At 66.6% G+C, this 13608-nt stretch carries 15 protein-coding genes; 11 read left to right on the top strand and 4 right to left on the bottom strand.

The features are described 5' to 3' along the window. The first annotated feature begins 40 nt into the window (after positions 1–40). Entirely contained in the window at positions 41–934 is an 894-nt protein-coding gene (locus BXU08_RS12345; protein ID WP_077510331.1) for a PHB depolymerase family esterase, read from the top strand. Between the two features lie 27 nt (positions 935–961). Here the strand turns inward: BXU08_RS12345 and BXU08_RS12340 are convergent, their stop codons facing one another. After that, the gene (locus BXU08_RS12340; RefSeq protein ID WP_077510330.1) at positions 962–1639 is read right to left on the bottom strand and encodes a type 1 glutamine amidotransferase domain-containing protein; all 678 of its coding nucleotides are present in this window, start codon (positions 1637–1639) and stop codon (positions 962–964) included. 95 nt (positions 1640–1734) lie between these two features. After that, positions 1735–2655, bottom strand: a complete 921-nt coding sequence (locus tag BXU08_RS12335) for an ABC transporter ATP-binding protein (protein ID WP_077510329.1) — start codon at positions 2653–2655, stop codon at positions 1735–1737. Positions 2656–2772: 117 nt separating this feature from the next. Between BXU08_RS12335 and BXU08_RS12330 the strand changes: the two genes are divergently transcribed. The 4 genes from BXU08_RS12330 to folP all read left to right on the top strand — a co-directional run bounded on the left by BXU08_RS12330 (position 2773) and on the right by folP (position 7051). Further along, entirely contained in the window at positions 2773–3006 is a 234-nt protein-coding gene (locus BXU08_RS12330; protein ID WP_077510328.1) for a zinc-finger domain-containing protein, read from the top strand. 18 nt (positions 3007–3024) lie between these two features. After that, on the top strand, positions 3025–4449 hold the full coding sequence (gene tldD / locus BXU08_RS12325) for a metalloprotease TldD (protein ID WP_077510327.1): 1425 nt from the start codon (positions 3025–3027) through the stop codon (positions 4447–4449). A 260-nt stretch (positions 4450–4709) separates the two neighbouring features. After that, positions 4710–5837 (top strand): site-specific DNA-methyltransferase, encoded by a 1128-nt coding sequence (locus tag BXU08_RS12320; protein ID WP_077510326.1) that lies wholly within the window; start codon positions 4710–4712, stop codon positions 5835–5837. A 122-nt stretch (positions 5838–5959) separates the two neighbouring features. Continuing rightward, positions 5960–7051 (top strand): dihydropteroate synthase, encoded by a 1092-nt coding sequence (folP, locus tag BXU08_RS12315; protein WP_077510325.1) that lies wholly within the window; start codon positions 5960–5962, stop codon positions 7049–7051. A 42-nt stretch (positions 7052–7093) separates the two neighbouring features. On the opposite strand, the gene BXU08_RS12310 is transcribed toward folP, so the two are convergent. Beyond that, complete coding sequence (locus tag BXU08_RS12310; RefSeq protein ID WP_077510324.1) at positions 7094–7828, bottom strand: SDR family NAD(P)-dependent oxidoreductase; 735 nt, start codon at positions 7826–7828, stop codon at positions 7094–7096. A gap of 58 nt (positions 7829–7886) precedes the next feature. On the opposite strand from BXU08_RS12310, the gene BXU08_RS12305 reads away from it, so the two are divergent. Beyond that, positions 7887–8444 (top strand): cytochrome b, encoded by a 558-nt coding sequence (locus BXU08_RS12305; RefSeq protein ID WP_077510323.1) that lies wholly within the window; start codon positions 7887–7889, stop codon positions 8442–8444. A gap of 2 nt (positions 8445–8446) precedes the next feature. On the opposite strand, the gene BXU08_RS12300 is transcribed toward BXU08_RS12305, so the two are convergent. Continuing rightward, positions 8447–9874, bottom strand: a complete 1428-nt coding sequence (locus BXU08_RS12300) for a sigma-54 dependent transcriptional regulator (RefSeq protein WP_077510322.1) — start codon at positions 9872–9874, stop codon at positions 8447–8449. Between the two features lie 158 nt (positions 9875–10032). On the opposite strand from BXU08_RS12300, the gene BXU08_RS20075 reads away from it, so the two are divergent. From BXU08_RS20075 to BXU08_RS12275, 5 genes are read left to right on the top strand one after another with little or no spacing between them, the layout of a single operon-like run. Beyond that, entirely contained in the window at positions 10033–10170 is a 138-nt protein-coding gene (locus tag BXU08_RS20075) for an aa3-type cytochrome c oxidase subunit IV (protein WP_077510321.1), read from the top strand. Continuing rightward, positions 10171–11292: an NAD(P) transhydrogenase subunit alpha gene (locus tag BXU08_RS12290; protein WP_077510320.1), complete on the top strand. Its 1122-nt coding sequence runs from the start codon at positions 10171–10173 to the stop codon at positions 11290–11292. It abuts the gene before it with no gap. After that, positions 11285–11776: a hypothetical protein gene (locus BXU08_RS12285; protein ID WP_150125524.1), complete on the top strand. Its 492-nt coding sequence runs from the start codon at positions 11285–11287 to the stop codon at positions 11774–11776. Before BXU08_RS12290 ends, BXU08_RS12285 begins: the two co-directional genes overlap by 8 nt. Before the next feature lies 1 nt (position 11777). Further along, positions 11778–12071: a proton-translocating transhydrogenase family protein gene (locus BXU08_RS12280; protein WP_077510318.1), complete on the top strand. Its 294-nt coding sequence runs from the start codon at positions 11778–11780 to the stop codon at positions 12069–12071. A gap of 1 nt (position 12072) precedes the next feature. Beyond that, on the top strand, positions 12073–13572 hold the full coding sequence (locus tag BXU08_RS12275) for an NAD(P)(+) transhydrogenase (Re/Si-specific) subunit beta (RefSeq protein ID WP_077510317.1): 1500 nt from the start codon (positions 12073–12075) through the stop codon (positions 13570–13572). The last annotated feature ends 36 nt before the right edge of the window (positions 13573–13608 follow it).

Here is a 13608-nt window from a genome sequence, read left to right as displayed (position 1 = left end):
CGTAGGCGCTAAGCGGCTCGCCTTGCAAATGGAGAGAGATATGCGCCGCCAAAGCCTGGGTTTCGTCGGACTGGTGTTTGCCGCGGCGTGGACGGTCCCCGCCGCCGCCTGCACGCTCGGCGCGCCCGGCACGACCCAGCGCGTGACGATCGGCCATACCGGCCGGTCGCTGCTGCTCCACGTGCCCGCCGGGCTGAAGGGCAGGGCGCCGCTGGTCTTCGCGCTTCACGGCAGCGGGGGCGATGGCGCTGCGATCCTCGCCGGCTCGAAGCTCGAAGCGACCAGCGACGCGCACGGCTTCGTCCTAGCCGCGCCCGATGCCGGCATCCCGGTCGAAAAGGGCTTTGTCTGGAACATCCCCGGCGTGCCGACCATCGTGGGCAAGGTGCCGGGACCGCAGGATGCCGACGACGTCGCGTTCCTGGGCGCGGCGATCGACTGGCTGGCGGCTAAGGGGTGCGCCGATCGCCGCCGCGTCTATGCCACCGGGTTGTCGGGCGGCGGGCGAATGTCGTCCTGGCTCGGCTGCGTCGCGTCGGACCACTTTGCAGCGATCGCGCCGGTGGTCGGGCTACGCGCGGGCAACCCTTCCGCGGCGGACCCGCGTTTCTCCGATGCGGCAACCTGCACGCCCGCGCGGACGATGCCCGTCATTGCCTTTGCCGGGGGCAAGGACGGCACCAACCCGATCGAGGGCGGCGGCGCGGGATACTGGCAATACACGATGCGCAAGGCTGAGGCGCGCTGGGCCGATCTCAACGGGTGCCAGCGTCCGTTGCCGGAGCGCACGCTCGAAAGCGGCGTGATCGAGCGCGGCTACACCGACTGCCGCGGCGGCGCTGAGGTGGTCGCGCACATCACTCCGGAAGCCGGGCATGTCTGGGCCGCGGACAACGACGTGATGTGGGCATTCCTCGCAAGCAAAAGGCGGTGAGGTCTCTCAGCCCCACCAGCCCGTACCTCAGCCGAGCTGTTTGAGCAGTTCCTTCGCCGCCTCTTCGGAGCTGGCCGGGTTCTGGCCAGTGACCAGATTGCCATCGATCACGACATAGGGACCCCAGTCCGCGCCCTTCTCATAGCGGGCGCCGAGCTTGTTGAGTTCGTCTTCCACCAGGAACGGCACGATATCGGTCAGCTGGACCCCTGCTTCCTCGGAGTTGGTGAAGCCCGCCACGCGGCGCCCTTTCACCAGCGGCGCACCGTCCGCGCCCTTCACGTGGCGCAGCACACCGGGCGCGTGGCAGACAAAGGCGATCGGCTTGCCTGCCCGGTCGAAGCTCTCGATCAGGCGGATCGAGCTGTCCAGTTCGGCTAGGTCCCATAGCGGGCCGTGACCGCCGGGATAGAAGACGGTGTCGAAGTCCGCCTCGTCGATGGTGTCGAGTCGGACGGTGTTCGCCAGCGCCTGCTGCGCGTCCGGATCGGTCTTGAACCGCTTGGTCTGCTCGGTCTGGGAATCGGGCTCGTCGCTCTTGGGGTCGAGCGGGGGCTGCCCGCCGGCCGGCGACGCCAGCACGATCTCCGCGCCCGCATCCTTGAAGACGTAATAGGGGGCCGCGAACTCCTCGAGCCAGAAACCGGTCTTCTTGCCGGTGTCGCCCAGCGTGTCGTGGGAGGTCAGGACCATCAGGATCTTCATCGAATCTTCCTCGTATCGAACATGATCAAAGAACCATGTTCCTCCGCGAAACGATCCTGCGCTGCTTCCGCTCCCGCTAGGTTAGGGAAGGGGGCTCAGCCGTTTGCCCGGGTCAGATTGAGGAACACGTCCTCCAAATCGGCCTCGCGGGTAGAGACGTCGACGATGCCGTAGCCGCCGCCCTGGACCGCGCCGAGCACTTCGCCGGCATTCGCCTGGTCCTTGCGATACGTGATCACCAAGGTCCGCTCGGCCTTCAATTCGATCTTCTGGAAGCACGCATTTTCGGGCAGCACCGGCACATCGCGGTCCACCGTCACTTCGACCACCTTCTCCTGCGCCATGCCGACCAGCTCGCGCGTCGGCTTGTTGGCGATGAGCTTGCCGTGGTTGATGATCGCGATGCGGTCGCAGAGCTGCTCGGCTTCCTCCAGATAATGCGTGGTCAGCACCACGGTGATGCCGCGTGCGTTCAACTGCTTCACATAGGCCCAGAGCTGCTGGCGGAGTTCGACGTCGACGCCCGCGGTCGGCTCGTCGAGGACGAGGACGGGGGGCGAATGGACCATCGCCTTGGCGACCATCAGCCGGCGTTTCATGCCGCCCGAAAGCGTGCGCGAATAGGCGTTGGCCTTGTCCTCGAGATGCACGGCGCGCAGCAGGCCCATCGGATCGCGCTGCGCCTTGGGCACGCCGTAGAGCCCGGCCTGGATCTCCAGCGTCTCGCGCGGGGTGAAGAAGGGATCGAAGGTGATCTCCTGGTTGACGATGCCGATGCTCGCCTTGGCGTTGCGCGGGTGCGCATCGATGTCGAAGCCCCAGATCGTCGCGCGGCCCTCAGTCTTGTTGACCAGCCCTGCCAGGATGTTGATCAGCGTCGACTTGCCCGCGCCGTTTGGCCCGAGCAGCCCGAAGATCTGGCCGCGCGGGACCTCGAAGCTGACGCCGTCGAGCGCGCGCTTGCCACCGGTGTAGGTCTTGCAGAGATTGTCGATCTCGATCGCGGCCTGAGTCATGGGATGTGCTCTACGGGGACGAGCGGCGCTCGCCAAGTCTCCTACCCGTCACGCCGGCCTTGTGCCGGGGTGACGAAAGAATTTGAGGCGGGCGCGGGCGCTTGCTATCGGCGACTCATGACTGCGCCCCTGCCCGAGACGATCCGTACCAGCCATGCCCGCGTCGCCTGCGACGGCAGCGGCCCCGGCGTGCCCGCCGCTTTGGGCCATCCGCGCGTGTTCCTGCAGATCGACGAGCATGGCTATGTCGATTGCGGCTATTGCGACCGGCGCTTTATCCTGATCGGCGGACCTGCCGACGGTGCCGACCAGTCGCAATTGCCCGACCATCCGGCTGGCGCCAGCATCTGAGCGTCCTATATCGGAGGAATGTCGATTCCCTCCGATCCCCGCGCGTTCCTGTATCGCGAGCTTGATCCCGAAACCGCGACGCGGCTGACCGCCGACGCGCTCGCGAGCGCCGAGGACGGCGAGCTCTATCTCCAATATCGCAAGTCGGAAGCATTCGGCTTCGACGACGGGCGGTTGAAGACCGCGTCGTTCGACACCCAATCGGGGTTCGGCCTGCGCGCGGTATCGGGCGAGACCACGGCATTCGCGCACGCCAACGAGATCAGTCCGGCGGCGATCCGCCGCGCGGCCGAGACGATGGCGCTGATCGAGCCGGGCAAGGCCGGCAAGGCACCGCCGCCCCAGGGCAACAACCGCCATCTCTATACCGACAATGATCCGCTCGATCTGGTGCCCTTCGCCGACAAGGTGAACCTCTGCCAGACGATCGACGCCGCGGCGCGGGCGCGCGATCCGCGCATCGTCCAGGTCTCGGTGGGGCTCACCGGATCATGGGGCGTGGTCGAGATCGTCCGCCCCGATGGCTTCATCGCCACCGATGTCCGCCCGCTCGTCCGGCTCAATGTGTCGATCGTGGTCGAGCAGAATGGACGCCGCGAGACCGGCAGCTTCGGCACCGGCGGGCGGACGCTCTACGATCGGCTGTTCCAGCCCGAGACGTGGAACCGCGCGATCGACGAGGCGCTGGCGCAGGCTCTGGTCAATCTCGACGCCGAGGATGCGCCCGCGGGCGACATGACCGTATTGTGCGGCCCCGGCTGGCCGGGCGTGCTGCTCCATGAAGCAGTGGGCCATGGGCTCGAAGGCGACTTCAACCGCAAGGGCACCAGCGCTTTCTCCGGCCGCATCGGCGAGCGGGTCGCCGCACCCGGCGTCACTGTGGTCGATGACGGATCGATCACCGATCGCCGCGGGTCGCTGTCGATCGACGACGAAGGCACGCCGACGCGCGAGACGGTGCTGATCGAGGACGGCATCCTCAAGGGCTATATGCAGGACCGGCTGAATGCGCGGCTGATGGGCGTCGAGCCGACCGGCAACGGCCGCCGCGAATCGTTCCAGCATGCGCCGATGCCGCGGATGACCAATACCTTCATGAAGGACGGCGAGGACGATCCCGCCGAGCTGCTGTCGCGCGTGAAGAAGGGCATCTACGCCAAGAGCTTCGGCGGCGGGCAGGTCGACATCGTCTCGGGCAAGTTCGTGTTTTCGTGCACCGAGGCGTACCGGATCGAGAACGGCAAGCTCGGCCGCCCGATCAAGGGCGCGACCCTGATCGGCGACGGCCCGACGGTGCTCAACCGGGTTACCGGGATCGGCAACGACTTCGCGCTCGACGAAGGCGTCGGCATGTGCGGCAAGGGCGGGCAGAGCGTGCCGGCCGGCGTGGGGCAGCCGACGTTGCTGGTCGAGGGGCTGACCGTGGGTGGCACCGCGGCCTGAGGGCCGCGGTCGAATTGTTGTGTGCTCCTGCGAAAGCTGGAGCACGACCATCAAAATCGTACCGCCGCCGAAACTGAGTCTTTTTCGCCACACCACCAGCGCTTGCGCCTGTGGATAACTTCTTGACTCAACATCTGGGCGGGTGCCCGAATGTTCTGCGTCGTTAACGGTTTAGCAGCCATTTTCGTTAACCAATGTTCGCTTGACGACGGAGTCCGTGACCCGCGAATACGGGGGTTCGGGCAAGGGAGTTGAGTGCAATGGGGGTTCTGGAAAAGGTAAACGTGCGGGGCCGCGCGGCTGCGAAGCCGGTGCCGGTGCTGCCGCTCGACCAGATTCTTCGGGGCGACTGCGTCCAGCGGATGCGCGAACTGCCGGACAAGTCGATCGACCTGATCTTCGCCGATCCGCCGTACAACCTCCAGCTCGGCGGCGACCTCAATCGCCCCGATGGCAGCCATGTCGACGCAGTCACCGACGAGTGGGACAAGTTCGACAGCCTCGCGGCATACGACAAGTTCACGCGCGAATGGCTGGCCGAGGCGCGCCGCATCCTCAAGGACGACGGCTCGATCTGGGTGATCGGCAGCTATCACAACATCTTCAAGGTGGGCAGCGCGATCCAGGATCTCGGTTTCTGGATCCTCAATGACATCATCTGGCGCAAGGCCAATCCGATGCCCAATTTCAAGGGCACCCGCTTCACCAACGCGCACGAGACGTTGATCTGGGCGTCGAAGGGCGAGAAGGCGCGCTACACCTTTAACTATCGTAGCATGAAGACATTGAACGACGAGCTGCAGATGCGCAGCGACTGGGAATTCCCGATCTGCGGCGGCCAGGAGCGACTCAAGAAGGACGGCTACAAGGTCCATCCGACCCAAAAGCCCGAGGCCTTGCTCTATCGCCTGTTGCTGGCGACGACCAAGAAGGGCGACATCGTCCTCGATCCGTTCTTCGGCACCGGCACCACCGGCGCAGTCGCCAAGCGGCTTGGCCGGCGCTGGATCGGGATCGATCGCGAGGGCGTCTATGTCGAGGCGGCGCAGGCGCGCATCGACGCGGCGCTGCCGCTCGACGAATCGGCGCTGACCACGATGCAGGCGCCCAAGGCCGCGCCGCGCGTCGCGTTTGGCCAGCTGGTCGAGAATGGCTATCTGGCGCCGGGCACGGTGTTGTTCGATTCGAAGCGCCGCCACCGCGCGGTGGTCGGTGCCGACGGCTCGCTCAAGTGCGGTGACGCTGCCGGCTCGATCCACAAGCTTGGCGCGACCTTGCAGAATGCGCCGTCGTGCAATGGCTGGACGTGGTGGCATTTCGAGGACGAAGGCGCCCTCAAGCCGATCGACGCGCTGCGCCAGACCTACCTGCTGGCGACGCAGCCTTAACTTTGACCCCTCCCCTTCAGGGGAGAGGCAGGGGGTGGGGGAGGTCTCACCGAGACCTCGCCCGCGGACAAGCCCCACCCCAACCCCTCCCCTGAAGGGGAGAGGCTTGTTAAGGTCACCGCATGAACCTTCCCACCACCGCCCGCCTCTATCTCCGCCCGGTCCAGTTCGCCGATACGCCGGTCGGCCGCGACGGCGAGGTCGTGCGGATCGCGGGCGGGCTGACCTGGTGCAGCGCGTTCGAGCTGATCGCAGTCGAGGGCGGCAAGCGTGTGCTGCAACGGACGATCCCGGTGGCCGAGCTGCCGCAGGACGAGCGCCTCCAGACGATCGTGGCACGCATCGTCGCGCCGCGCGCCCCGCTTCGGCTCGGCGACCGCGTCGTCCGGCTCGATCAGCCGCAGGTGATGGGCATCCTCAACGTCACCCCAGACAGCTTCTCGGACGGCGGCAAGCATGCCGATGATCCCGCCGCCGCGGCGCAGGTCGGGGTCGACATGACCGTCGCAGGTGCGGCGATCGTCGACGTCGGCGGCGAATCGACGCGGCCCGGTGCTGCCGCCGTCTGGGAAGGCGACGAGATCAGGCGCATCGTGCCGGTGATCGAGCGGCTGGCACGTAGCGGCGCGGCGGTGTCGATCGATACGCGGAAAGCCGCGGTGATGGAGGCGGGGCTCGCCGCGGGCGGGCACATCGTCAACGATGTCTCTGCGCTGCTCTACGACGATCGCGCGCTTGATGTGGTGGCACAGGCCGGCTGTCCGGTGGTGCTGATGCACTCGCCCGATCCGGCGAAGACCGGCCATGATGGGGGCAATTACGGCGATGTGCTGATCGAAGTCTATGACTGGCTCGAACGCCGCGTTGACGAAGTCGTGGCAAGAGGCGTCGATCGCTCGCGCATCCTGATCGATCCGGGCATCGGCTTTGGCAAGTCGCTCGCCGACAATCTTGCGCTGCTCAATGGCCTGGCGCTGTTCCACGGCATTGGCTGCGGGATCGTGCTCGGCGCCAGCCGCAAGCGGATGATCGGCGCACTCTCCAACGAAGCGCCGGCCGAGGCACGGCTTGGCGGTTCGCTTGGCGTCGCGCTCAAGGGTGCCGAGCTCGGGGTGCAACTGATCCGCGTCCACGATGTGTTCGAGACTGCGCAGGCGCTGCGCATCTGGCGCGGGCTGCGCGACGCGGCGCTGGTCGCGCGGATGCCGGGGTAGAGGGGTCGCACCAGAATTCCCCCCCTTTCAGGGAGGGGCGTTTTACAGCGTATAGCCGCCGTCGCTGATCAGGGTCGCGCCGGTGACGAGCGCGCTCTGGTCGGAGAGCAGGAAGCCGATCTGCGCGGCGATCTCCTCGGGCTTGGCATAGCGTCCGAGCGGTGTGGCCATCGCCGCCATCTCGGCAAAGGCGGCATCGCGGCCGATCTCGGCGGCGCGCTCGGCGAACATCGGGATTGCATCCCACACCGGCGTCTCGACGCCCGCCGGCGCGATGGCGTTCACTCGGATTGCGTGCGGCGCGCCTTCCTTTGCAGCGACCTTAGCGAGGTGGATCAGCGCCGCCTTGGACGCGCCATAGGCGGCGACGCCCGGCTCGGCCTTCACGCCTGCCGCCGACGCAGTGAGCACGATGCTGCCGCCGCGCCCCTTCATCGCGCGCATCGCGGCGCGCAGCGTCAGGAATGCGCCGTCGAGATTGACCGACAGGATGCGCCGCCATTCGTCCAGTGACAGGTCGGCGATCGCGCCCGCGCCTGCGACGCCGGCATTGACCACGGCGTGGTCGAGCCCGGTCAGGTCGAGCCCGTCCCACAGCGCCTCGTCGCGCACGTCACCGGCGACCGCTTCGTGCGTGAAGTCGGCGGGGATCGGGTCGCGGTCGATAAGGATCAGCCGCTTGGCGCCCGCGGCGGCGAGGTGCTCTGCGACCGAGAGTCCGATCCCCGATGCAGCGCCGGTGACGAGGATCGTTCGCCCGGTGAACTTGTTTTGCATGGCAGTGCCCTAGCGCGGCTCCGGGGATCGGGCCAGAGCGGGCGCAAGGGGACTATCCATGCGCGAATCCGAGCACCGTTATTCCACCGTCTCGATCGTGCTTCACTGGACGATCGCCGTGCTACTGATCGCCAACATACTGGTCGGCGGCTGGATGGAGGACGCCCAAGGTCCCGACAAGCTAAGCTGGTTCGCGACGCACAAGTCGCTGGGGATCACCGTTTTCGTGCTCACTTTGGTGCGGCTCGGCTGGCGGATCGCCCATCCCTGGCCGTCGCTGCCGGTGCATATGGCAGGCTGGGAGCGGCTGCTCGCGCGCGCGACGCACGTCCTGTTCTATGTCGTCCTGCTGGCGATCCCGCTGCTCGGCTGGGCGGCGGCTTCGGCGGGCGGTGCGCCGACGACGGACTGGTTCGGGCTGTTCCCGGTCGGCAATCTGCCGGTGCCGCGTTCGGAGGATCTCGGCGAGATGCTGGGCGGCGCACACAAGCTGCTGATCAAGGCGACCTATATACTGATCGGGCTGCACGTGCTGGGCGCGATCAAGCACCAGTTCCTCAATCGCGACGGCGTGGTGCACCGGATGCTGCCGATCCTCCCCGTGCCGCGCGACTGAATTCAGGCGGCGCTCTGGTCGATGCCGAGCTCGCCGAGCTTGCGGTAGAGCGTCGAGCGGCCGATGCCGAGACGGCGGGCGACTTCGGTCATGCGCCCGCGATAATGGCCGATCGCAAGACGGATGACGTCGGCCTCGATCTCGTCGAGCGCGCGCAGATTGCCGTCGGGACGGAACAGGGTGACCCCGGCATTGCCCGATCCCTGCTGTGGCGGGATGCTGCCCGCGGGCCGGCCTGCGGCAAGCTGGGCGATCTGCGGGAAGTCGGCACGCGCCAGCCCGTCGCCTTCGCAAAGCACTGCGGCGCGGAACAGGGCGTTCTGGAGCTGGCGGACATTGCCCGGCCAGTCATAGCTGCCGAGCAGCGTCAGCGCGTCGTCGGTGATGCCCAGCGGCCGAAGCCCGGGCTGCTCGGCGATCCGCGCGAGCAAGTGGCGGGCAAGCGCGGGAATGTCGCCGGCGCGTTCGCGAAGCGGCGGGATCGTCACCTGGACGACGTTGAGGCGGTAATAGAGATCTTCGCGGAAGCGTCCGGCTTCGACTTCGGCGAGCAGGCTCTTGTTGGTCGCGGCGATGACGCGGACGTCGACTTCGCGGGGATGGCGCGCGCCAAGCGGCTGGATCTCGCCGGTCTGCAGCACGCGCAGCAGCTTGACCTGCGCGTCGAGCGGCATCTCGCCGACTTCGTCGAGAAACAGCGTGCCGCCATCGGCATCCTGGAAGCGGCCGATCTTGCGCTCGAACGCGCCGGTGAACGCGCCCTTTTCATGCCCGAACAGTTCGGATTCGACCAGATTGGCGGGGATCGCGCCGCAATTGACGGCGATCGCGGGCTTGCGGCTGCGCGGCGAAGCGGCGTGGACGGCTTCGGCGACGACTTCCTTGCCGACGCCGCTTTCGCCTTCGATCAGCACGGGAACGCGCGCGCGGGCGGCCTTGGCGGCGATGGCGAGCGCGGCGCGAAACTGCGGCGCGCTGCCGACGATCTCGTCGAAGGCGAGGCTGGCCGAGAGTTTTTCGGTGAGCGGGCGCAATTCGCCCGCCGACAGGCCACCGGCGGCGACCTCGAGCGCGGCGAGCAGCCGCTCCGACGCGATCGGCTTGACCAGGAAATCGGTGGCGCCGGCGCGCATCGCGCTGACTGCGGCGGCCGCCGAGCTGTTGGCGGTGAGGACAAGGATCGGCAATTGCGGGCGACGCTCGCGCAGTTCGCCGATCAGTGCGGCGGCGTCGGCGTCGGACGAAGCATGGTCGAGGATGATCGCGTCGAGCGCCATGCCGTCGGGCGTGCCGAGCATCGCGATCGCAGTTTCGGCCTCGCCCGCGAAGATGGTGCGCCATCCGCGGCGTGCAGCGATCGCCGCGACGAGACGGCGTTGTGCCGGCTCGTCGTCGATCAGCATCAGGAGGCGCTGCCCGTTGCGCGTCATCCGTCTGTCCCCAGTGTCCCGTTTCAGGTCGTATCCCATAATGGTCATGGGTAAAGGCGGGCTTAAGCCTGCGGACAGGCGATGTTTACCGCAGCAGGGTTGAGGCTGCGCGATGCGGCGGTTAAGGTCCCGCAAAACTTGTTCAGAGGGGATCAACGATGGCCGACGCGGGCGAGACCAGCACCGAAGTCCAGGCACATGCCGAAACCTATAGTGGTTTCACCAAGCTCATGCTCTGGGGCACGATCGCGTCGGCAGCCATTGGCGCCTTCGTCGTCTTCATGATCGCCAACTAGGTGAAGATCGCGGTGCTCAAGGAGGCCGCCGCCGACGAGCGGCGCGTCTCCGCGACTCCCGAGACCGTCAAGAAGTTCATCGGGCTTGGCGCCACCGTGGCGGTCGAGGCCGGGGCGGGCGAGACGGCGTCGATCGCCGATCAGGGCTATGCCGATGCCGGCGCCACGATCGGCGGTCGTGCCGAGGTGCTGGCGGACGCCGATATCGTGCTCGGTGTGCAGGGGCCCGATCCCGATGGGCTTTCCGGTCTGAAACAGGGCGCGTGGATCGTCGCTGGGTTGAACCCGTTCGGCGAGCGCGCACGGGTCGATCGCTATGCCGCGCTTGGTGCCGAGGCGCTGGCGATGGAATTGATGCCGCGGATCACCCGTGCGCAATCGATGGACATATTGTCCTCGCAATCGAACCTGTCGGGCTACAAGGCGGTGCTCGACGCGGCGGCGGAATATGGCCGCGCCTTTCCGATGATGATGACCGCGGCGGGCACCGTCTCGGCCGCCAAGGTCTTCGTGATGGGGGTCGGCGTCGCCGGGCTGCAGGCGATCGCCACCGCGCGGCGGCTGGGCGGACAGGTCTCGGCGACCGACGTGCGCGCCGCGACGAGGGAGCAGATCCAGTCGCTCGGTGCGAAGCCGATCTTCGTCGAGAACGTCAAGGGCATCGAGGGCGAAGGCACCGGCGGCTACGCCACCGAGATGTCCGACGAATACAAGGCCGCGCAGGCCGAACTGGTCTCGAGCCACATCGCCAAGCAGGACATCGTCATCACCACGGCGCTGATCCCGGGGCGCCCGGCGCCGCGGCTGATCAGCGACGCGCAGATCGCCAGCATGAAGCCGGGCAGCGTCATCGTCGATCTTGCGGTCGAGGCCGGTGGGAATGTCGAGGGTGCGGTCGCAGGCGAAGTGGTGACCGTCCACGGCGTCAAGATCGTCGGCCACCGCAACGTGGCGAGCCGGTTGGCGGCGGACAGCTCGGCGCTGTTCTCACGCAACCTGTTCAACTTCCTGAGCGCGTTCTGGGACAAGGAAGCGGGCAAACCGGTGCTCGATGAGGAAATCGGCAACGCAGTGCGGCTGACGCAGGGCGGCAAGGTCGTGCATGAGAGGCTGAATGGCTAGCGCGCCCTTGCAGCTCGTGACGGCGATCGGCGCGGCGGGGACCTTGGTTTCGTGTGGGGAGGGGCAAACCGTTCAGATGGTTGCGAACGATCAATCCCCCACGCTCCGGGATCCGCGCGATCGCCACTATACGTTTGCGTCCGCAAGCGTGATCATGCCGATCGAAATAGGGATCGCGTTCCGCGGCACATATCGCGCGGTGCTCGACCAGACGCACTCTATCGCGATGTGCACGGATCCCGATCTTGTGGAAAGCCGCAAGCGTCTCGATGCCCGGATGAAGGCGGTGATTCGAGATTTGCGCACTTCCGGCTTCGGCCACGAAATGGATGTGGTCGACAAGGAATATTCGAACTGGCTCGCGCAAGTGTCGCTGATGGGATGCGATTTCGAACGCGAACGCAACCTCGCCAGCGCGCGCCGGTGGGACGGCGCGCTGGACCGACTGCAACAATGGCTCCCCGCCGCAAGCAAGGAGAGCTGAAATGGACTTCATCTCGATCCTGTCGATCTTCGTGTTGGCCTGTTTCGTCGGCTATTATGTCGTGTGGTCGGTCACGCCGGCGCTGCATACGCCGCTGATGGCGGTGACCAATGCGATTTCCTCGGTGATCATCGTCGGCGCGCTGATCGCGTCGGCGGCGGTCGGGCTGGGTAGCGGCGGCGCGGCGTCCAAATGGCTGGGGCTGCTCGCGGTGGTGCTGGCGAGCGTCAACATCTTCGGCGGGTTCGCCGTGACCGCTCGAATGCTGGCGATGTACAAGAAGAAGGTGCGCTGAGATGGAACATGCCGTCGCAGTGAGCCCCTGGGTGTCGCTGGCCTATCTGGTCGCGGGCGTCTGCTTCATCCTAGCGCTGCGCGGGCTTTCGAGCCCCGTCACCAGCCAGCGCGGCAATCGTTTCGGCATGATCGGCATGGGCGTAGCGGTGGTGACGACGCTGGTGACGCATGTGCCGCTCGGCGGCCTGAGCGGCGCCCATGCGCCCGCCATCGCTTTTGGCGGGGATTTCGTTGACGTCGTCACGTTGGGACAAATCCTGATCGCGATCGCCATCGGTGCCATCATCGGCATCGTCACCGCGCGCCGCATCGCGATGACGGCGATGCCGCAGCTCGTCGCAGCATTTCACTCGCTGGTCGGGCTTGCGGCGGTGCTCGTCGCGGCGGCGGCGTTTCTCAACCCGCTGGCGTTCGGCATCGCGCAGGTGATCCGGCCGATCTACGGGCCGGACCTGGTCAACATCCTGCCAGTCAGCCGGATCGAGATGGCGCTGGGCGTCGCGATCGGCGCAATCACCTTCTCGGGATCGGTCATCGCGTTTCTCAAGCTCAACGGCAATATGAGCGGCAAGCCGATCATGCTGCCCGGCCGCCACGTCATCAATCTTGGGCTGCTTGCCGGCATCCTCGGGCTGATCGCCTATTTTGTCACCGATCAGAGCCCGTGGGTGTTCTGGACGATCACCGTGCTGAGCTTTGTGATCGGATTCCTGCTGATCGTGCCGATCGGTGGGGCGGACATGCCGGTCGTCGTGTCGATGCTCAACTCCTATTCGGGCTGGGCGGCGGCGGCGATGGGGTTCACGCTCCACAACACTGCGATGATCGTCACCGGCGCGCTGGTCGGAAGCTCGGGCGCGATCCTGAGCTACATCATGTGCCGCGCGATGAACCGCAGCTTCATCAGCGTGATCGCCGGCGGCTTCGGCGGCGACAGCAGCGGCGGCGCCGCAGCGGCGGCGACCGATCGGCCATGGAAGCGCGGCTCGGCAGAAGACGCCGCGTTCCTGATGCAACAGGCCGAGCAGGTCATCATCGTCCCCGGCTACGGCATGGCAGTCGCGCAGGCACAGCACGCGCTGCGCGAGATGGGCGACAAGCTCAAGGAACATGGCGTCCGGGTGAAATACGCGATCCATCCGGTCGCGGGACGCATGCCCGGGCACATGAACGTGCTGCTGGCCGAGGCCAATGTGCCGTATGACGAAGTGTTCGAGCTGGAGGACATCAACAGCGAGTTCGCGCAGACCGACGTCGCTTTCGTGATCGGCGCCAACGACGTCACCAATCCCGCCGCGAAGACCGACAAGAGCTCGCCGATCTACGGCATGCCGGTGCTCGATGTCGAAAAGGCCAAGACGGTATTGTTCATCAAGCGATCGATGGGCGGCGTCGGCTATGCAGGCGTAGACAATGAACTGTTTTACCGCGACAATACCATGATGCTTCTGGCGGACGCCAAGAAGATGGTCGAAGAGATCGTCAAGTCGCTGGACTAGGACCGGTTTCGAAGGGGAGGGCGGCGCACCTGTACC

The sequence above is a fragment of the Sphingomonas sp. LM7 genome, from assembly GCF_002002925.1.
Lineage (GTDB): Bacteria > Pseudomonadota > Alphaproteobacteria > Sphingomonadales > Sphingomonadaceae > Sphingomonas.
The sequence above is the reverse complement of the archived record's forward strand: the minus strand, read 5'-3'. Positions and strand labels throughout refer to the sequence as shown.